Raw genomic sequence first — 20,147 nt, 5'->3', positions numbered from 1 at the left:
TTACAAAAATCACATTTATTACCACTTAAAGCACGTTCACAAGCACAATACCATTCATTAGGGTTTCCCATAATAAAACCTCTTTCTATTTGAATCTTTTATAGCACAATGCCACAATCTTGCGCTAATTCTTCTAATGTAAGTCCAGAATACCGTTGTAGGTTCAAAAGTTCCTTATCGATTTCCAGTCTTCCACCTGAAGAATCAACTCTCCACTGCAAAATTGACTCCATAACTTGAATACTTGCTTCCACTGTCTCTAAAGTTCCTTGAAGCGATTCTCTTTCTTGAGTCAGACTGATGTATTGTTCACGGTCTGCCGAAGCCATTCGTCCACCCAGCTCGTTAATATCAGCCATCACTTCTAAGCGAATTCTTTTCGATTTTTCAAGAATTTTCATCGCTAATTCTTGTTTTTTAGTGTATTTATCAATTGCAGATTTTCTATTAAACCATAAAATTCCGCCAATAATTGCAATTATAAAAATTAAACCCATACTTTCTCCTTAATAAAATCCATAAGTATTTGTAGCATCTTTCAAAATCGTATCTTTCAATACGAAAAAACCTCCTTTTTTATTTTTACTCAAAAAATCCCTGCTACAATAGGGGTTGAGCTTGTTTTAGTTAACGGTCGTCAACTAAAACAATGAAAAAATAAAAAATGCCAATTCAACAAGGTAACTAAAACCTTATTAAATCAGCATTTGAAATATTTTTATTGATGACTTTGATTGTTTTAACAAACGACCGTTTGCTAAAACTGTTGATAGGTTTAATTTACTATTTTTCTAAGAATTTGTCAATCAATTATAAGTGATTTTTTCTATTTATTTGAATACCATTGCGCTTTAGTACATTATATATGGTTGCGGTAGAAATATTCAGCTGATTGGCTATATTTCGAACGGAAAGTTCTTTTTTCTGGTATTGCTCAATAATTTGCCTTTCCTTTATTTTAGGCAACCCTTTATTACCAAGTTTCACACCCTTTTCTTTCGCTTTGCGGAGTCCGTCTTTAGTGCGTTCAGAAATAGCTTGAAGCTCCCATTCTGCCACATAACCCAACATCAAACAAAAGAACTTTCCAGTTAAGGAATCTGTCTCAATATTTTCATGAATAGATTGTAGACGAATGTTATTCTTAGTTAAATCTTCAATAATAGCGGAGAGGTGAAACATTTTGCGAGTTAATCTGTCCAGCTTATAAACTATAAAATTAGTTTTAACGCCTTGTTTGGCGTAATTTTTAGCTAATCTTAACGCTTTTTCAAGCTGTGGGCGTTCTTGATTGCCACCAGAATCTTTTTCTATATAGAGCTTGTCGCAAAAGTTGAGAGCTTCTTTTTGAACGGATAACCCAAATTCTTGTCGATTATCTGTTGAGCTAACTCTGGCATAGCCGATAGTAATAGAATCTTTATTTTGATATTGTTCAATATCTTTCTTCACATTTTTCCTCCTTGCTTTACTATTGTAGCAGGTGGTTTTATTTTAGAAGAAAAACAACACAACTGGGATTTTAAACATAGAATCATCACTAATAGAAAAACATCATTATACGATAAAAACTAAAAAATATCCGAACTTTTGATTACTGTTTTATACAATTAGCGGCGAATGTTAGTATGTTTAGTTATATAAAACTTTAATAGCGATTGCCATTAAAGTTGAGCAACGATTGTATAAATATTCAAAATGTCTGTCATCAATAATATCTATTTTACCAATTTCATGGTGGCGGATTCTAAACATATTTCCTAATTTTGTTAGTTTTTTAAATTCGTCTTCAAAAACAGTTTGAATATTTTGTTCCCCTGAGCTCATCTGGGTTATAATTTTTTCAACAGATTGCTTCTTGTCTAGGGTTGGTGAATAAAAAGTTTTTAGGCGCTCAAAGGCATCCCATAATTTTTCAGTAGCAATTGGAAAATTACCCTTCAAATAAAATTGATGTGCATCAGATAATAATTCCTGAATCCCCCTTTCCTTGATTAAATCCTTAGGAGCTTTACCTATATTACTCTCTGAAATTGAGAATTCATTGTTAATTATAGTAGTATTAACATCGTTCAGCTTAAATAATACGTTAATTTTTTCTTGAAATGTCTCATCAGAACATTGTTGAGAAAAAAATTCAATGAAATCTAGGACAGACTTTGGTGAGGTATGCATGATAAATTCTTCAAGGTCCTCAGTTTCTAAGTATTCTCCATCTCTAAAAGCTTTTGGAGTATAGAATTGTTTTATATTATCAAAGGTTACTTCATCAATTGTTTGAGTGTAATTCCATCCAGTTTCGTCTGTAAAGTAAAGATTTTCATTATTTTTAAGTAGTAGCTGGAATAGTTGACGTCGCAATGCTAAAGGAAGCTTTAGGGGTATCTTTTTGTTGGAGAATAAGCTCTTATTTCTTTCAGAGAAAGGAATAAAGAGTGCAGGTTTGGCTTGATAATTTCGCCAGCTGTAAACATCTCGTCCAGAAATTTGACTTTCTGGATAGAGTTCGTAGCCATCTGATTTTAGCAATGAATTAATAGATTCTAAGTAAATTCCCCAGTTTTTATTATCGTCTCTGACTTCTGGATGAAAAATTTCACAAATAAAATCAAGGAATGCTTTATCGTTTCCGTCTAATAATCCAAAACGCTTGTCTTTGAATACCCAGTTTTCAGGGTAGTCATCATTATTCACTCTATGCTGCCAAATGTCTCCGGCTGCATTTTTAAATCTCTCATCATAGCTTTCAATATTTTCTAAATCGTAAAGCCTTCCTAAAAAATCAATCTCTTCAAGCCTCCCGTAGTACGGATAAAAAATTCTTTCTTCTTCAAAGAATAAATTTTCATTACTAACACCTTTAGTAAATAAGTCGTAGATGTCTCGTTTAGTTACATTTGTAATATAATTCATATCTATTTTACCTCTATCCTCCTTACAATTTTACCACAATATCAAGAAAACATTGTATCATCTGAGCTTTTTGAGAGAAATTATGAAGCAATAGAAAAAAACAAAAAATAATCTGTAACAAAAATAATTTCTAAAATGACAATCTTTTTGTTACAGATTATGTTATATCTCAATATTTTTCAATATTCTTTACGCTGTTTATTTGTTTCAGACTGACGCATTCGCGCGCCTTATACGTCGGATTTCATACCTAATTTAATAGAGAAATATATATTTACAATCAGAAAAAAACTGTTAAATAAATATGCTATAGAATATGATAAAGTGGTGTTACTTAATATTCCTAATACGGAGATAGCTGCGATAACTAACAGAATAAAAATATTTAGCCCCTGAATATACGCCTCTATAGAATTTCTCTTCTTGATAGAGAAGAAGGTGATGATATAGCCTAAAATACCAATTAACGCAAATGTAATTAGCAATATAGAATAGGTCCAAGCAGATTTACTAATAAAATGAAGCATGAAATATTCAAATCCCGCAATTATAAAAATTATAAAAATATCTAGTGTTTTTACATTCCATAATTCTTCATATCTTATAGCTGCTAGAACTTGGGATTGAAGAACTCTAATAAACATACAGAACGAAAATAATAATATAGAAAAATAGTAAAAAGAGATACCGCTATCTACAATTTCTTTCATTTTATCAAGAAATATAAAAAATAAACTACCGTGTATAATAGAGATTAACATTAAAAAAATTTCTTTGATATTGATTTTCAATCATACCACCTCAATCAATAATTCCAGCAAAAATCGTAATTGCTCCTAAAACGGCATGACTTAAACTTATACCTATAATATTACGATTTTTTTCATAATTTTTATACCAAATTAATCCAATAATGAGCGTTAATAAGCAAGTTAGAAAATCTCTATATATAATGTGAACAAAGCTATATAACAATGATGAAATTCCCCAATTCCAAGAGTCGCTTAGGTTCATTCTTCTGAATATTGATGTTAAAGCCCCTCTATATAAAAATTCTTGAACAGGAGAAGAAATAAAAAGATAAAATGAGTAAAACCACATTGTCTCCGTTGGGTAAAAGCGAGATATTCTAAAATATATCAATATTAAGCCCAGTATCGTTAAAATAATTGTAATTGGTATAACTTTTTTAATAGATTCCCTTGTTCCTTTTGTCGTAATCCCTAGTTCCTGATTATTGAATCCTATAACCCTTAATACAACGTAAACTATTGCAGCCCCTATAGTTAGATATAAAAATTTATTATCAAAGCTCAAAATTCCCAGCAGTATAAGGAGGGGTAAAGTAATATATATCAGAGAAACTATTGAAAGTAATATTAGATTATTTTTATTTACCATTTTAATCTCCTTTTAAAAAGTTACATACTTCATATATAGCAAATTATTTATGAAATATCAACCAATTATATGCTTAATCTTCTTTTTTTATCCCCTTTATGATTCTTGGCTTTATTAAACAAAAGAATATCAGCTCATTTTTCTCTAAATTTTCACTCATTCCAACAGTAAAATCAGTTTTGTCTTGTGTTGTGAAAGCTCTTTTTTCTAAATAATTTACAACATTTTCTGTTAAGGTTATCATGTCTTTCATTTTTGAAGCAGTATAGTCATAACTGGCTTTTACAGATAAAGCGAAACTTTTAACTTTAAAAATTTTATTAATAGCTTCTTTGGGTAAATGTCTATCAATAACTTCATAAAATTCATCTTCATTTTTACAAAAGCCAGCAATTAAGGTTAATTTGTTGCCATCTTTAAAATTGCTTTCAATAAACTGAGCAATTCGCTCATTGATGGTTTCGTTTTGGATTATTAAACCATTCTGGATAATTGGCATTTTGGAAATAGAATCTTGAATCAAAACTTTTAAAGTGGGTGAAACGAGATTTTTATTATCCTTTAACGCTTCAGGCTTATATAAATCAAAATAAAAAATCTGCTGTTTGCTTTTTAAAGCTTCCTCAATAGCTTTTCTATGTGAATATGGCATTAATAGAATCTCATTTTCAAGATACTTAAAAATGTGCTGGTTAATGATTTGCGTTTGTCTTAATTCTTCTGAGTTCTTAGAAGGAATATTCGAAAGATTCACCAAGAAAATCAAAAGAGTTGCTAAGTAAAGTTCATCTTCTTGGCAATGATTAAGTAATTCTATTTTTTCGCTACCAAACACAACGGTAGCTTTTTTGGCTTGGTTTAAAAGATCTGATTTGATTTTAAAAACAGCTTGCTTATAATCGAAAGTTTCATCACAGTTTAAATCTTTGAAAATATCAGATATCCTTTGAGATTGAAAGTCTAAATCACTAATCGGCAAAGCTTCGCGGTAAAATTCTGGAATTTCTTCGTCTCCCGTAAAAAGGCGGTTACTAGAAACACGGTTAATTTCTGGAATAAATGAAATTTTAAGGTTGTTTTCACTCACTAATCTATTCAAAATACTATTGACGAAATCTTCTTGGTTTCGTTTTTTCTTTTCAGATTTTTGCAAAATATAGCAAAACCATCCTAATCTAAATTCGGTCACACGATTTCTCCTTGAGATTTCTGAGATTTTTTACCTGATGAATGAGATAAAAATATTCGTTACACTATAATCATAAACAAAGTCGACAATGTTTATAACATAAATTATACCAAAATCAAAGGAGAAATCTCATGAATCATATTCAAAAATCGACCCCAAAAGTAGAACTTTCTCAACTTGTTAGCCCCTATCAGTTAGAAGTGGCTAAAACACTAAGTGAAGCGTTGGCAGATAATCAAGCCTTGGAGCTTCTCGCTAGCGATATTTTATATAAAGTGGGCAATCTAGCGCTTACTCAGTCTGAAATACTTAAAAATACGCCAGAAGCTAAAGCATATACAGATTATATTCTAAAAGTGTTCACTTATTACGCTACTGAAAAGATGAAATGAGGTAGCTTTATGATGGACTACTTTATAGCTTTTATGATTATCGTTGTTGCTGTATTTCTTTGGGATTGGTTCGAAAAACCAAAACAAGCAAATGAAGAACACTGTAGCGAAGAAGAAATTGCCCTGGCAGAATTTCTGGAAAAACAGCAAGAAATCAATCAACTTTTCTTGGTTGCAAAATCCGAATTGAGAAAATTCGAAAGAAAATAAAAGCCTTGATTGGACTAGACAAAAGGAAAAAATATGTTGAAATATACTACTGTTTCATTGCTTACAATTCATTCCAATCGCTTTAAAAACTGAAAACAATGAAATTTAACTTTTTACCAATTTTCTTGTATAAATGAAGGCAGAAAGGAAACCAACTATGAGAAAACTAATGGCATATATTCTTGGATTTGTTGCTTGTGCTTGGCTTATTAACTGGGCGGTGAAACTAATTCTGGAAATTCGGTGGTTCTTGGTTTTGACGACTGCGGTTATTTTCATTGGCTGGTTCGCCTTTCGGATTATTAAATCTAAAGATTGGAGGTAGAAATGAAAAGAAAATTCGAAGCGCTATCTTGGAGCGAACTCAACTGGATGCGCCCATTTGAGATAGATGATGTGAAATCTATGTTGGGTCAACTGGTGGGGCTAAGTCGGCGCAAAGCGGTTATTTTTGAAATTCGATTATCTAAGAATCGTGTGCGCTATCTGTTGGGCACAGAAGAACAAGATAAACGTCATATTCACCAGCTAATTCAATCGCACCGAGATATTCAGCTTTTAAGAGTCTTAAAACGTGAAAAACTTTCGGTTGCGCGGTTAGTGAATATCAAAGAATCTCACTATGCTTTAAAAACGGACTCTGTAGAAAATATGATACGTTCAAGCCTTACAATTTCAAAAATACTCCAGCCAGATGAGACAGTATCGGTTCAGCTAGTGATAGGCACAGGTTCACCACCTCGTCCACAGCCAAAAGACCTGCCGAATTTATCCGCTAAATGGTATCAAGTGATTACAAATAATGTTCCTGAGCTTTCCGAAAATTCCAAAAAGCTGATGAAACAAAAATTAAACCAATCTACTTTTAAGTGTGAAATTCGCCTTGGTGTCCAATCTCGCAGTATTTTGCGAACAAAGGAATTTCTTGGCAGCCTACTTAGTAGTTTTCGCATGATGGAATCAAATGCAACCATTGAATTAAAACCATTAGCTATCCAAAAACTTAATCAAGCACAACCCTCCTGGTCTTTCCCATATAGTTTATCCGTCTCAGACTTAGCTTGTTTCATGCTTTTACCTATTGGGGAAGAAAATATTGCAGGTGTGCCAAATGTTCACCCTAAATTAGTAACTCCACCTTTAGGCTACAATATTAATCGGAAGATTCAGCGAAGTTTGGCGCAAACGGTTGAAAGTCAACCAAGACCAATTCAAATTTCAGCTCAAGCTGGCAAAAAGCACACTGTTTTTCTCGGCTCAACTGGTTGTGGGAAAACCACCACCATGAGTCACTTGATTTTATCAGATATAAACTCTAAAAATCATAGCGTCGTTGTGGTGGATGCCAAAGGTCAACTTACTCATGAACTTTTAGAGCGCACACCAACTGAACACGATGAAGATATTGTGGTGATTTCACTCACTTCAAAGCGAATTGTCGGTATCAATCCTTTTGAGCTTACAAAACACGGTATTGAACCCGAAGTCATTGCAGACTATCTACTGGAGCTGTTTAAAGGGTTATATCCTGAACATTTTGGAATTTACTCGCTGGATATTCTATCGCACAGTTTTTTAACTCTGGCGCGCATCCCAAACACTTCTTTAGTGATGTTACCAAGTTTACTCACTAATCAGTCCTTTCGAAACAAACTATTAAGAGAGTTAAAAGACCCTATTGGTCTGGAAAGTTTCTGGAACTGGTTTGAACTGCTTAGTGAAGCCCAACGTCACCAGATGTTAAACCCCATTTTGAATAAATTCCGCCAGTTTTTGCTTCGCCCGCAACTTCGGGCAATGTTGGGGCAAACTAATACAAATTTCAGCCTTGCGGAAATCTTCAAAAGTCGAAAAATCGTGTTAATTCCACTAAATAAAGCGGTAATTGGTTCAGAATCTGCCAAACTCATCGGCAGTCTAATCACTTCCATGCTCTGGATGTTAATTTTACGCCAGTCTTCGGTTGAGCCAAGCAAACGCCAATCGGTCTTTATCTATATTGATGAAACGCCGAGTTTCTTAGGAATCCCTAACGCTAACTTAGACGAAGCACTTTCGCAATCTCGCCAATTTAATGTTGGCTGGAATATTGGCTTCCAACACCTCGCCCAGATGTCGCCTCAGCTAAAAGCTGGAATTGAATCTAATGTTGCGAATAAAATCGTTTTTGGCTTGAATCTTGATGAAGCTCGCGAAATGTCAAAATATACTCTGGAGATTGATAAAGAAGATTTTTACAACTTACCACCATTTTGGGCATATATTCGCACTGAAATTTCACAAAACACTTACCGCTGGGTTATCGGTAAAACCTACCCACCTAAACCAAAAATTAGGGATAGTCGTGCACCATTTTTGAATAGCTTGAGCCGATACGGACAAGATATTTCAGAAATTGAAAGTCAATTCGAAAACTACATTTTTGAAAAATCTACTTCAAAAAATGAAAATTCTAAACAGAAATTAACAGATTTAGGGAGGAAAAAGCGTTCCAATCGCTCTTCGAATCGTGTTGATGAAGAAAATTCGTCCGTCCCTGATAAATAAAGGTTTTTAGGATTTTTACTCACACGACTTACTCCGTAACTAAGCACATTTTGCGGAGAGTACACCTTTAAATTTAATGGAGAACAAAACAGATGAAATGGAATTACAAAACAGATAACGACACGCAAATTCTTTACTTTTTAAATCAAGCTAGATATGCCACCACTAACCAATTAGCAAGATTATTTTTTGCAGATAGCGCTCGATTTGAAACCGCCATTCGCCGTGCTAATTTTACCGCACAAAGTCTGAAGAAAGCTGGATTGGTTTCACACTTAAAACGGCGAGTTGGTGGCGCACGCCGTGGCTCTGCTTCTTATGTTTGGCAAATTACTTTTCAGGGACTAAAATTCCTTAAAAACCAAGATGAAACAGTTGTTTTGCGTTATAAAAATAAATACGAGCCAACTCAACATCATGTTGAACATACTTTAGCGATTACGGAAATTTTTGTTGAGACACTGGAGGCTGTTCGAGATTCAGAAAAGCTATTGCTTGAAATCTTTTCCTTTGAGCCGAACTCTTGGCGCAGCTACCAAAAACTCTCTGGTATTGGAATGACTTTGAAACCAGACGCTTATTTAGAGCTTGTTAATCATGTTTACGAAGACCATTATTTTCTTGAAATAGACCGAAGCACAGAAAGTCTTGCACGCATTGTAAATACTTGTAAGAAATATATTGAATATTATCGCTCAGGTATTGAACAGCGCCAAAAGCAAGTTTTCCCCTATGTTTTGTGGGTTGTGCCAGATGATAAGCGCAAACTGGCTATTTCGAAAGCGATTCAAAAAGAACTATATAACTTTTGGGAACTATTCACTGTAATAACACTTGAAGAATACCCAGATTATATCAAGGGAGGAATTTTGAATGAACCAGAAGAATCAAGATAGAGACTCAAACCAGCCCTCACGCACCGCCGATGAAATTTGTCGAATTGGTCGAACGACTTACTTAATCCGTCACCGTTTTACTGGAAATCGCAATCTTGAATATGTCCTAGAAAGGTTGATTTTAAGCGATAAATCACTACTTTAACAGTAGTAAAAATGGTATAATAGAAGTATAAGGTGTGTGAACTCCAAAAGGAGAAAAACACATGAACAGAACTTTGACAATTTCAGATTATAGACAAGTAGACACTTCGAAACTTTCAGATATTACAGTGGTTTATTGTCGTTTAAGTCAAGACGATGGTCTGGACGGAGATAGTAACTCAATTACCAATCAGAAGAAAATTCTGCTTGATGTGGTTGCAAGAGAAAATCTCCCTAATCCTATTTTGTTTGTCGATGACGGTTTCAGCGGAACAAACTTCGACCGTCCGGCTATTTCGGAAGCCTTGCGTTTGGTGGAAAATCGGCAAGTTTCAAACTTCGTCGTTAAGGATTTAAGCCGTTTGGGTCGCTCTTATATCAAGGTTGGTCAACTAACGGAAATTACTTTTCCTAGTTTTGATGTCCGCTTTATCGCCTTAAATGATGGCGTAGATTCGAATAAGCCTAATGAAACTAATTCTATTTTCCTACCAATTAAGAGCCTAATGGACGAAATGTATGCGGCGGATACTAGCAAGAAGATTCGAGCGGTGGTGCAAGCTAAAGCCAAAGCTGGCGAGCGAGTAACTACTAACCCACCTTACGGCTATCTCAAAGATTCAAGAAACCCTAAAAATTGGATTATTGACCCAGTTGCCAGTGAAGTCGTGAAGCGGATTTTTCAAGAAGCGAAAAGTGGAAAAAGTCTTTCGGAGATTGCGAAAGGGTTAGAAAATGACAAAATTTTTAAACCAGACCGCCACCGAATCGAAATTGGTTTGAAACCTATTTCCTCCACTTCAAATGTGGAAACTTTGCCTTATTTTTGGATACGAGAAACTCTAAGTGCGATTTTAAGTCGTGAAGAATATCTTGGACATACTGTCAATCTTCGAACTCGGACAAAATCATACAAAGACAAGCGTAAGTTGGATAATCCGAAGGAAGGTTGGTTAATTTTCAAAAATACTCATGAAGCGATAATTGACCAAGAAACTTTCGATATTGTCCAGAAGATGAGGAGTCATAAGCGGTCTAATCAGCGATATAAAAATCGGGCTGGTCATGAAAACTTGTTTGCTGGACTGGTCTTTTGTGGAACTTGTGGGCGAAAGCATTATTTTTGCCCACAAGAGAAAAACGGACTTAACCATGACCATTACAAATGTTCTGGCTACCGTAAGCCGATTGATGGTTGCGAAAATCCCCACTACATTCAAAACTCCGCCCTGATTGAGATTATAAGGAGTAAACTCCGCCAAACTATTCAGGAAGTCCACTTCGACCAAGAAGCCTTTTTGAAAAAGTTAGAACAGCAAAGCCAAGCTCAATTCAGCAAAAACAATAAACGCCAGCGCCAGCAACTTAAAAAGGATGAACACCGCTCTAAAGAGATTGACAGCATCATTCAGAAGCTTTATGAAGATAATCTACTTGGTAAAATTTCAGATGAACGCTTTGTGAAGCTAAGTCAGAGCTATGAAGAAGAACAGAAACAGCTCCAAACTTCCATTTCTGACTTAACCGAAAAACTCACCAAACAACAAGAAGATAGCCTTAACATCTCCAAGTTTATGGCGAGAATTTCGAAATATACAAAGTTACCAGAGCTAACAGTTGAAATAGTGAATGAACTGATTGACAAGATTGTGATTCATAAACCAACTGGTACGAAACGCAATCGCATTATTCAGATTGACATTTACTATAATTTCATCGGAAAACTAAACAACGAGAAAAGCGAGCCAAACGACTTGGCTCGCTAATATTAACCCAAATAACTAAACTGCTGTGTGTCAGGTCAGCTAAATCCAGCTCTTTTAAAATATCTCTAGAAAATAGGTCTATACCATTTACAAATGAATCAGAAAGGTTTATAATGTAATTGACATAATAAATATCAAAAGTAATCTTTTAAGGAGGTCATTATTATGCCTAATTACGTTAAAGCGGATCAGTTTTTCTATCCATTTGGCATTCGTCGCGGTGGGTACTTAGAACTTGTTGATGGCAAATTTGGGAAACATGTGGATCAAATTCCTGAAGGAGCAGAGGTTCTTGACTATACTGGTTATAGCATTGCACCAGGTCTTGTGGATACTCATATTCATGGATATGCAGGTGTAGATGTGATGGACAACAACATTGAAGGTACATTGCATACTATGAGTGAAGGACTTCTTAGTACCGGTGTTACCAGTTTCTTGCCCACAACTTTAACAGCCACTTATGAGCAATTGCTTGCAGTCACTGAAAATCTTGGAAACCATTATAAAGAAGCAACAGGTGCTAAGATTCGTGGCATTTATTATGAAGGTCCATATTTCACAGAAACTTTTAAGGGGGCACAAAATCCAACTTATATGAGAGACCCGGGTGTTGAGGAGTTTCATTCTTGGCAGGATGCTGCAAAAGGGATGCTAAATAAAATCGCTATTGCACCAGAACGTGATGGGGTAGAAGATTTTGTACGTACTATTACAGGTGAAGGTGTGACAGTTGCACTTGGACACTCAGATGCGACATTTGAACAAGCTAAGAAGGCAGTTGATGCTGGAGCTAGTGTATGGGTACATGCCTATAATGGGATGCGTGGTTTAACACACCGCGAACTAGGTATGGTAGGAGCTATGTATGAGCTCCCACATACTTACGCAGAATTGATTTGTGATGGTTATCACGTAGATCCAAAAGCTTGTGAGATTTTACTTAAGCAAAAGGGGACAGAAAACATCGCTCTTATTACGGACTGTATGACAGCTGGTGGGCTTGAAGACGGTGACTATATGTTGGGAGAATTCCCTGTTGTAGTAGCAAATGGAACTGCACGTCTCAAATCTACTGGTAATTTGGCAGGTTCTATCCTCAAACTTAAAGATGGTATGAGAAATGTAGTCGAGTGGGGTATTGCAAATCCACACGAAGCGGTCATGATGGCTAGCCTTAACCCAGCAAAATCTGTTCACATTGATGATGTCTGTGGCCAAATCCGTGAAGGTTATGATGCGGACTTTATCGTATTAGATAAAGATTTGGAATTGGTAGCTACGTATCTAGATGGTGCGAAACGTTATCAAGCATAAGAGAGAAAGCAGAAGATACAGCTTACTTTCTGTTTAGGTTTTATAAAGGATAAACTGCACCCCAAAAGTTAGATTTTTTCTGTCTAACTTTTGGGGTGTTTTCTTTATGTGTAGAATAGAACTAACTTCTCTGGATAAATTATTTATCTAACTTTTTTGGGAGTACTGTTATGAAAATCTTTTAATTTCCTTAAACTCATTCTTTTTCTATAGGTAAATCTCCTTAAATGAGTAGTAAAAGTACAAATAAGAAAATTCTTTGTTGTCTTGAAGTGGCTTCCTTTTGTCTTTAGAAAATACCTCTAAATATGGTAAAATAGTAGTAGAATAATGTGAGGAAAATGGATGTCAAATAGTTTTGAAATTTTGATGAATCAACTGGGGATGCCTACTGAAATGAGACAGGCTCCTGCTTTGTCACAGGCTGATATTGAGCGAGTTGTAGTTCATAAAATTAGTAAGGTATGGGAGTTTCATTTCGTATTTTCTAATATTTTGCCGATTGAAATCTTTTTAGAATTAAAGAAGGGTTTGAGTGAGGAATTTTCTAAGACAGGGAATAAAGCTGTTTTTGAAATCAAGGTTCTGTCTCAAAAATTTTCAAATCAACTCTTACAGGCCTACTATAAAGAGGCTTTTTCTGAAGGGCCATGTGCTAGTCAAGGTTTTAAGTCCCTTTATCAAAATCTGCGAGTTCGTGCTGAAGGCAATCAACTCTTTATTGAAGGTTCAGAGGCGATTGATAAGGAACACTTTAAGAAAAATCATCTTCCTAATTTAGCTAAACAACTTGAAAAATTTGGTTTTCCTACTTTTAACTGTCAAGTAGAGAAGAATGATGTGCTGACCCAGGAGCAGGAAGAGGCCTTTCATGCTGAAAATGAGCAGATTGTTCAAGCTGCTAATGAGGAAGCGCTCCGTGCTATGGAACAACTAGAACAGATGGCACCTCCTCCAGTGGAAGAGAAACCAGCCTTTGATTTTCAAGCGAAAAAAGCTGCAGCTAAACCAAAGTTGGACAAGGCGGAGATTACTCCTATGATCGAAGTGACGACTGAGGAAAATCGTCTGGTCTTTGAAGGGGTTGTTTTTGATGTGGAGCAAAAAGTGACCAGAACAGGGCGTGTTTTGATCAACTTTAAAATGACAGACTACACTTCCAGTTTTTCTATGCAAAAGTGGGTTAAGAACGAGGAAGAGGCTCAGAAATTTGATCTCATCAAGAAAAATTCTTGGCTCCGAGTTCGTGGGAATGTGGAGATGAATAACTTCACACGCGATTTGACTATGAACGTGCAGGATGTGCAGGAAGTTGTTCACTATGAGCGGAAGGATTTAATGCCAGAAGGAGAACGGCGGGTTGAGTTTCATGCTCATACTAATATGTCGACCATGGATGCTTTGCCAGAGGTCGAAGAGATTGTTGCGACAGCTGCTAAGTGGGGACACAAGGCGGTTGCTATCACGGATCATGGGAATGTTCAGTCCTTCCCACACGGCTATAAGGCGGCTAAGAAAGCGGGAATCCAGCTGATCTATGGTATGGAAGCCAATATCGTGGAGGACCGTGTCCCTATCGTCTACAACGAAGTGGAGATGGACTTGTCGGAAGCGACCTACGTGGTTTTTGACGTGGAAACGACGGGGCTATCAGCCATTTATAATGACTTGATTCAGGTTGCGGCCTCTAAGATGTACAAGGGGAATGTCATTGCTGAATTTGATGAATTTATCAATCCTGGGCATCCCTTGTCAGCTTTTACTATTGAGTTGACTGGAATTACAGATGACCATGTCAAAAATGCCAAACCACTAGAACAAGTTTTGCAAGAATTCCAAGAATTCTGCAAGGATACTGTCTTAGTCGCCCACAATGCGACCTTTGACGTTGGCTTTATGAATGCCAACTATGAGCGTCATGGTCTGCCAAAGATTACTCAGCCAGTTATTGATACGCTGGAGTTTGCTAGAAACCTCTATCCTGAGTATAAACGTCATGGTTTGGGACCTTTGACCAAGCGTTTTGGTGTGGCCTTAGAACATCACCACATGGCCAACTACGATGCGGAAGCTACTGGTCGTCTGCTCTTCATCTTTATCAAAGAGGTGGCAGAAAAACATGGTGTAACCGACTTGGCTAGACTTAACATCGATTTGATTAGTCCAGATTCTTATAAAAAAGCTCGGATCAAGCATGCGACCATCTATGTCAAGAATCAGGTAGGTCTAAAAAATATCTTTAAGCTGGTTTCTTTATCCAATACCAAGTACTTTGAAGGGGTGCCACGGGTTCCGAGAACGGTTTTAGATGCCCATCGGGAAGGTTTGATTTTAGGCTCAGCTTGCTCTGAAGGTGAAGTTTTTGATGCAGTCGTTTCCCAAGGTGTGGATGCGGCGGTTGAGGTGGCCAAGTATTATGACTTTATCGAGGTCATGCCACCAGCTATCTATGCGCCATTGATCGCCAAGGAGCAGGTCAAGGATATGGAAGAACTACAGACCATTATCAAGAGTTTGATAGAGGTCGGCGACCGTCTTGGCAAGCCCGTTTTGGCTACGGGAAATGTCCACTATATCGAACCAGAAGAAGAGATTTACCGCGAAATTATCGTCCGTAGTTTGGGACAGGGGGCGATGATTAACCGAACCATTGGTCACGGTGAACATGCCCAACCAGCACCACTTCCCAAGTCTCATTTTAGAACGACAAATGAAATGTTGGATGAGTTTGCCTTCTTGGGAGAGGAACTGGCTCGTAAACTGGTTATTGACAACACCAATGCCTTGGCAGATATCTTTGAACCTGTTGAGGTTGTTAAGGGTGACTTGTACACGCCTTTCATCGACAAGGCTGAAGAAACGGTCGCTGAATTGACCTACAAGAAAGCTTTTGAGATTTATGGAAATCCGCTGCCAGATATTGTCGATTTGCGGATTGAAAAAGAATTGACTTCCATTCTGGGGAATGGATTTGCTGTGATTTATCTGGCATCGCAGATGCTGGTTCAACGTTCCAATGAACGGGGTTACTTGGTTGGTTCTCGTGGGTCTGTCGGTTCTAGTTTTGTTGCGACCATGATTGGGATTACGGAGGTTAATCCTCTCTCTCCTCACTATGTCTGTGGTCAGTGTCAGTACAGTGAGTTTATCACCGATGGTTCTTACGGTTCAGGATTTGATATGCCTAATAAGGACTGTCCAAACTGTGGTCACAAACTCAGCAAAAACGGACAGGATATTCCGTTTGAGACCTTCCTTGGTTTTGATGGGGATAAGGTTCCTGATATTGACTTGAACTTCTCGGGAGAAGATCAGCCTAGCGCTCACTTGGATGTGCGTGATATCTTTGGTGAGGAATATGCCTTCCGTGCAGGAACGGTTGGTACGGTGGCTGCCAAGACCGCTTATGGATTTGTCAAGGGCTATGAGAGAGATTATGGAAAGTTTTATCGTGATGCAGAGGTGGAACGTCTTGCCCAAGGTGCTGCTGGTGTCAAGCGGACAACAGGACAACACCCGGGAGGAATCGTTGTTATTCCTAACTACATGGATGTTTACGACTTTACGCCTGTCCAGTATCCAGCAGATGACGTGACGGCTGAATGGCAGACCACTCACTTTAACTTCCACGATATCGATGAGAACGTCCTCAAACTCGATGTGCTGGGACATGATGATCCGACCATGATTCGGAAACTACAGGACTTGTCTGGGATTGATCCTAATGAAATCCCTATGGATGACGAAGGTGTGATGGCCCTCTTTTCTGGGACGGATGTGTTAGGGGTAACACCTGAGCAAATCGGGACGCCTACGGGGATGTTGGGGATTCCAGAGTTTGGAACCAACTTTGTCCGAGGCATGGTCGATGAAACCCATCCGACAACTTTTGCGGAGTTGCTTCAGTTGTCAGGGTTGTCCCATGGTACCGACGTTTGGCTGGGCAATGCTCAAGATCTGATTAAGCAAGGAATTGCGGACCTGTCGACCGTTATCGGTTGTCGGGACGACATCATGGTTTACCTCATGCATGCTGGCCTCGAGCCTAAGATGGCCTTTACTATCATGGAACGGGTACGTAAGGGCTTGTGGCTGAAGATTTCAGAAGAGGAGAGAAATGGCTATATCGAAGCCATGAAGGCTAATAAGGTGCCAGAGTGGTATATCGAGTCCTGTGGGAAAATTAAGTACATGTTCCCTAAAGCCCATGCGGCAGCCTACGTTATGATGGCCTTGCGTGTAGCTTACTTCAAGGTTCACCATCCCATTTATTATTACTGTGCTTACTTCTCCATTCGTGCCAAGGCTTTTGATATCAAGAACATGGGGGCGGGCTTGGAGGCTATCAAGCGTAGAATGGAAGAAATCTCTGAAAAACGGAAGAACAATGAAGCCTCCAATGTGGAAATCGATCTCTATACAACTCTTGAGATTGTCAATGAGATGTGGGAACGTGGGTTCAAATTTGGCAAACTCGATCTCTACCGTAGTCAGGCGACAGAGTTCCTCATCGACGAGGACACCCTTATCCCGCCATTTGTAGCAATGGATGGTCTGGGAGAGAACGTTGCCAAGCAGTTGGTGCGAGCGCGTGAAGAGGGAGAATTCCTCTCTAAAACTGAGTTACGCAAGCGTGGAGGACTTTCATCAACCTTGGTTGAAAAAATGGATGAAATGGGAATTCTCGGCAATATGCCAGAGGATAATCAGTTGAGTTTGTTTGATGAGTTGTTTTAAGAAGGCAGACTATCCTCAATTTTACAGAGATGTTTGATAATAAAAAAATAACAGGACATCAGATAATCCTGTTATTTTTTAAATGTAAGCATAAATATACAATAGTTACAGATTACTAATCCTCTAAGACTATATCCTCTTCTTTTAGGTCTTCTATCAGCTTCTGCTTATAATGAGTCAGAGAGAGTGTATGTTGGCCGACCCAAGATTCTCTAAATAAGTCAAATAATTCTTTGTTTTTAATGAGGTGTTTTGGTTCTATAATTTCTCCTACTAAATAATTATCTTCACAAAATGATATTAGGGGACTATCATCTATTGTACGGTAGTAAGTATAATCAATAGTATTTTTGAAAAAATAATAAATAAAACGCTGAAGTTTATCATGTGGTTCGTAAACTACTAATCTAAGAGATGGGGTTCCAGAATCTAGAGAAATTTCAATTTTTACGGGAAAATTGAGAATGTAATATTCAAATAAGTCTTCTTCACCAGATTTAGATTCTTCAAACTTATTTAATAAAGGAATTAAGATATTATTATTAAAGCGCTGAGTACTCATATCCTCTAACATAGGAAATACCGAATCTGCACTAGTGCTAAATTTTCCTGATTCTATTAAAAGAAAGCTGTAGTCACGCATCTTACTATCCGTTTGTATATTTAGAAAATAAGCAACAAAATATTCTTGGAAAGAACGATGGGTGAATTTATAACGGTTACCTTCTCTGTATAGTACACACAGAGCGTTTCCTAAATCGTCAATAAAATCGCCTATATTGAGAACGTTTTTAATTCGAGGAGGAAATTTTTTAAAAATTTCCTCAATCTCTGGGAAAGTAAACTCTGTTTTTGCTTTTTGATATGTTAGAAAACAGAAGATTGCAAAGCACTCTTTAAAAGTATCTGAACTTAAATCTGATAACATTTTTCGTCGATAACTTTTTGTAGCATCGTGCTTCGAGAGCATGGTATCAAAGGCTTGATAGTAGAATAGGTGTAATTTTTGCGGAATTTCTGCATAGTCATTGTAAGTGGAGAGCATAATATTTAGCAACAGAGGGTTTGAAGCAAAGGACTTATGTCTATCATATAAACCACTCTCTAAATCACGTATAAATTTATCTTTAAGTTCCTCGTCTGGATATTCAATTTTAGTAATAAGACTAATGGCTTGTTCTTTAGTAAAAGAAACAGCTTTTAAAACTGTGAACCGCTGAAATTCAATGAATTCAGATTCGCTATAAGGTCTTGAAGAAAGGATATAATGGTTTTCAGGATATTTGTCACAAAAATCATTTAACTTCTTGAAAAATTCTTTTTGGTTTTCGCTGTACAATTCATCATAGCCATCCAATAGGAATAAAAAGCATCCAGATTGAAGTGCATAATCTAAATATTCTTCTTGGAATGTATTATGAAATTGATTTAGTTTTTTTAGCAGTAATTTCTCAAGGTCTAAATGGCCCTCTTCGTTGAAATCTTTTAATTCAGTAAAAATAGGAATATAGTCTTTCAATTTTAATTCACTTAGAAAAAGGTGTTTCATGAGAGTGGATTTACCAATTCCACCAGAACCTTCAATGATTAAAAATTTTGAGAGATCAGTCAGTATTTTTGTTGTAGTGGGCTTGATGATGTCTGAACCCTTTTTTAAAAATGGAATTTCAAAAAAATCATATAGTTTTTTGGGTTCAATTCCGTAGATAATCGTTTTGATTTTACTGTATTTTTCATAAGAATTTGTTAAATAAGCTTGGAAAGGAATTTCTAGATCAATTTTTACCTCATTATAGGTAATTTTTAGTTTATTAGCTATTTTTGAAATTAGAGGTGAGAGATACTCATCAAAAATGGCATTCATAAATTTACTTGCTAAGTCATTGTTAAAGTTTTCGTCCATTATCTTTTTGCTCCGTGTATTTTGGGGTATTTTTATAAAGAATAGCACATCAGCTTTTTTATGTCAATATATTTTAAGAGGGAACCTCATTCGATTTGTCTATTGAAGGTGTTGTATATCTGTTGTATGTGTTTTGTATTTACATCGCTTGCCATTTTTGTTAAAATAATAGATAGAAAGAGGGTAAGAGTATGTCAAAGACGAGTATGAGCATTCGTTTGGATAGTGAGGTTAAGGAGCAGGCCCAACAGGTGTTTAGTAATCTGGGAATGGATATGACGACTGCCATCAATATTTTCCTTCGTCAGGCTATTCAATATCAGGGATTACCTTTTGATGTTAGACTAGACGAAAATCGGAAGTTGCTCCAAGTGTTAACGGATTTAGACCAAAATCGTAATATGAGCCAGTCTTTTGAATCAGTCTCTGACTTGATGGAGGATTTGCGTGCTTAAGATTCGTTATCATAAACAGTTTAAAAAAGATTTTAAGTTGGCTATGAAGCGTGGTTTGAAGGCAGAATTATTAGAAGAAGTTTTAAATTTTCTTGTTCAAGAAAAAGAACTTCCTGCTAGATATCGTGATCATCAATTGACGGCATCCAAGCATTTTCAAGGGGTTCGTGAATGCCATATCCAACCAGATTGGCTTTTGGTCTATAAAGTAGACAAGGAAGAATTGCTTTTAAACTTGCTAAGGACAGGAAGTCATAGTGATTTGTTTTAATAAATT

16 protein-coding genes are annotated in these 20,147 nt (G+C 36.7%); 9 read left to right on the top strand and 7 right to left on the bottom strand.

Annotated features, from left to right (window positions below):
* Positions 1–98: 98 nt before the first annotated feature.
* The 6 genes from QM409_RS03385 to QM409_RS03360 all read right to left on the bottom strand — a co-directional run bounded on the left by QM409_RS03385 (position 99) and on the right by QM409_RS03360 (position 5,503).
* A complete protein-coding gene (locus QM409_RS03385) occupies positions 99–497 on the bottom strand; it encodes a hypothetical protein (RefSeq protein WP_261016429.1) in 399 nt (132 codons plus the stop codon).
* A gap of 313 nt (positions 498–810) precedes the next feature.
* Positions 811–1,452, bottom strand: coding sequence for a recombinase family protein (locus tag QM409_RS03380; protein WP_261016428.1), 642 nt, complete (start codon positions 1,450–1,452; stop codon positions 811–813).
* Between the two features lie 180 nt (positions 1,453–1,632).
* Positions 1,633–2,913, bottom strand: coding sequence for a hypothetical protein (locus tag QM409_RS03375; protein WP_261016426.1), 1,281 nt, complete (start codon positions 2,911–2,913; stop codon positions 1,633–1,635).
* A gap of 230 nt (positions 2,914–3,143) precedes the next feature.
* Positions 3,144–3,704: a hypothetical protein gene (locus QM409_RS03370; protein ID WP_414305610.1), complete on the bottom strand. Its 561-nt coding sequence runs from the start codon at positions 3,702–3,704 to the stop codon at positions 3,144–3,146.
* 10 nt (positions 3,705–3,714) lie between these two features.
* Positions 3,715–4,314, bottom strand: coding sequence for a type II CAAX prenyl endopeptidase Rce1 family protein (locus tag QM409_RS03365; RefSeq protein ID WP_414305611.1), 600 nt, complete (start codon positions 4,312–4,314; stop codon positions 3,715–3,717).
* A gap of 73 nt (positions 4,315–4,387) precedes the next feature.
* On the bottom strand, positions 4,388–5,503 hold the full coding sequence (locus tag QM409_RS03360; protein ID WP_414305612.1) for a hypothetical protein: 1,116 nt from the start codon (positions 5,501–5,503) through the stop codon (positions 4,388–4,390).
* Positions 5,504–5,634: 131 nt separating this feature from the next.
* Between QM409_RS03360 and QM409_RS03355 the strand changes: the two genes are divergently transcribed.
* The 7 genes from QM409_RS03355 to QM409_RS03325 all read left to right on the top strand — a co-directional run bounded on the left by QM409_RS03355 (position 5,635) and on the right by QM409_RS03325 (position 17,512).
* The gene (locus tag QM409_RS03355) at positions 5,635–5,895 is read left to right on the top strand and encodes a hypothetical protein (protein ID WP_261016417.1); all 261 of its coding nucleotides are present in this window, start codon (positions 5,635–5,637) and stop codon (positions 5,893–5,895) included.
* Between the two features lie 33 nt (positions 5,896–5,928).
* Positions 5,929–6,105, top strand: coding sequence for a hypothetical protein (locus QM409_RS03350; RefSeq protein ID WP_414310490.1), 177 nt, complete (start codon positions 5,929–5,931; stop codon positions 6,103–6,105).
* Positions 6,106–6,432: 327 nt separating this feature from the next.
* The gene (locus QM409_RS03345; RefSeq protein WP_261016412.1) at positions 6,433–8,652 is read left to right on the top strand and encodes a type IV secretion system DNA-binding domain-containing protein; all 2,220 of its coding nucleotides are present in this window, start codon (positions 6,433–6,435) and stop codon (positions 8,650–8,652) included.
* A 92-nt stretch (positions 8,653–8,744) separates the two neighbouring features.
* On the top strand, positions 8,745–9,548 hold the full coding sequence (locus QM409_RS03340) for a replication-relaxation family protein (protein WP_261016411.1): 804 nt from the start codon (positions 8,745–8,747) through the stop codon (positions 9,546–9,548).
* A 206-nt stretch (positions 9,549–9,754) separates the two neighbouring features.
* Complete coding sequence (locus QM409_RS03335) at positions 9,755–11,458, top strand: recombinase family protein (protein WP_414310489.1); 1,704 nt, start codon at positions 9,755–9,757, stop codon at positions 11,456–11,458.
* A 165-nt stretch (positions 11,459–11,623) separates the two neighbouring features.
* Positions 11,624–12,775, top strand: a complete 1,152-nt coding sequence (nagA, locus tag QM409_RS03330; protein WP_414305679.1) for an N-acetylglucosamine-6-phosphate deacetylase — start codon at positions 11,624–11,626, stop codon at positions 12,773–12,775.
* A gap of 345 nt (positions 12,776–13,120) precedes the next feature.
* Positions 13,121–17,512, top strand: a complete 4,392-nt coding sequence (locus tag QM409_RS03325; protein ID WP_414305680.1) for a PolC-type DNA polymerase III — start codon at positions 13,121–13,123, stop codon at positions 17,510–17,512.
* Between the two features lie 115 nt (positions 17,513–17,627).
* On the opposite strand, the gene QM409_RS03320 is transcribed toward QM409_RS03325, so the two are convergent.
* Positions 17,628–19,415, bottom strand: coding sequence for an NACHT domain-containing protein (locus QM409_RS03320; RefSeq protein WP_261012009.1), 1,788 nt, complete (start codon positions 19,413–19,415; stop codon positions 17,628–17,630).
* Between the two features lie 191 nt (positions 19,416–19,606).
* Here QM409_RS03320 and QM409_RS03315 point away from each other — a divergent pair, with 191 nt between their 5' ends.
* Positions 19,607–19,870 carry a type II toxin-antitoxin system RelB/DinJ family antitoxin gene (locus tag QM409_RS03315; RefSeq protein WP_049551202.1) on the top strand — a complete coding sequence of 88 codons (264 nt, stop codon included), beginning with the start codon at positions 19,607–19,609 and terminating at the stop codon, positions 19,868–19,870.
* The gene (locus tag QM409_RS03310) at positions 19,863–20,141 is read left to right on the top strand and encodes a type II toxin-antitoxin system YafQ family toxin (protein WP_261012008.1); all 279 of its coding nucleotides are present in this window, start codon (positions 19,863–19,865) and stop codon (positions 20,139–20,141) included. The genes QM409_RS03315 and QM409_RS03310 overlap by 8 nt, the downstream gene beginning before the upstream one ends.
* Positions 20,142–20,147 lie beyond the last annotated feature (6 nt).

The organism is Streptococcus mitis, assembly GCF_047465045.1.
GTDB classification, from domain to species: Bacteria; Bacillota; Bacilli; order Lactobacillales; family Streptococcaceae; genus Streptococcus; species Streptococcus mitis_DT.
Note: the sequence above shows the minus strand (reverse complement) of the source record. Positions and strands in the feature narration are given on the sequence as shown.

Coding starts and splice junctions, on each gene's coding strand:
- QM409_RS03385 (WP_261016429.1), bottom strand. CDS start 497: ATGGGTTTAATTTTTATAATTGCAATTATTGGCGGAATTTTATGGTTT.
- QM409_RS03375 (WP_261016426.1), bottom strand. CDS start 2,913: ATGAATTATATTACAAATGTAACTAAACGAGACATCTACGACTTATTT.
- QM409_RS03365 (WP_414305611.1), bottom strand. CDS start 4,314: ATGGTAAATAAAAATAATCTAATATTACTTTCAATAGTTTCTCTGATA.
- QM409_RS03355 (WP_261016417.1), top strand. CDS start 5,635: ATGAATCATATTCAAAAATCGACCCCAAAAGTAGAACTTTCTCAACTT.
- QM409_RS03350 (WP_414310490.1), top strand. CDS start 5,929: ATGATTATCGTTGTTGCTGTATTTCTTTGGGATTGGTTCGAAAAACCA.
- QM409_RS03345 (WP_261016412.1), top strand. CDS start 6,433: ATGAAAAGAAAATTCGAAGCGCTATCTTGGAGCGAACTCAACTGGATG.
- QM409_RS03340 (WP_261016411.1), top strand. CDS start 8,745: ATGAAATGGAATTACAAAACAGATAACGACACGCAAATTCTTTACTTT.
- QM409_RS03335 (WP_414310489.1), top strand. CDS start 9,755: ATGAACAGAACTTTGACAATTTCAGATTATAGACAAGTAGACACTTCG.
- nagA (WP_414305679.1), top strand. CDS start 11,624: ATGCCTAATTACGTTAAAGCGGATCAGTTTTTCTATCCATTTGGCATT.
- QM409_RS03325 (WP_414305680.1), top strand. CDS start 13,121: ATGTCAAATAGTTTTGAAATTTTGATGAATCAACTGGGGATGCCTACT.
- QM409_RS03320 (WP_261012009.1), bottom strand. CDS start 19,415: ATGGACGAAAACTTTAACAATGACTTAGCAAGTAAATTTATGAATGCC.
- QM409_RS03315 (WP_049551202.1), top strand. CDS start 19,607: ATGTCAAAGACGAGTATGAGCATTCGTTTGGATAGTGAGGTTAAGGAG.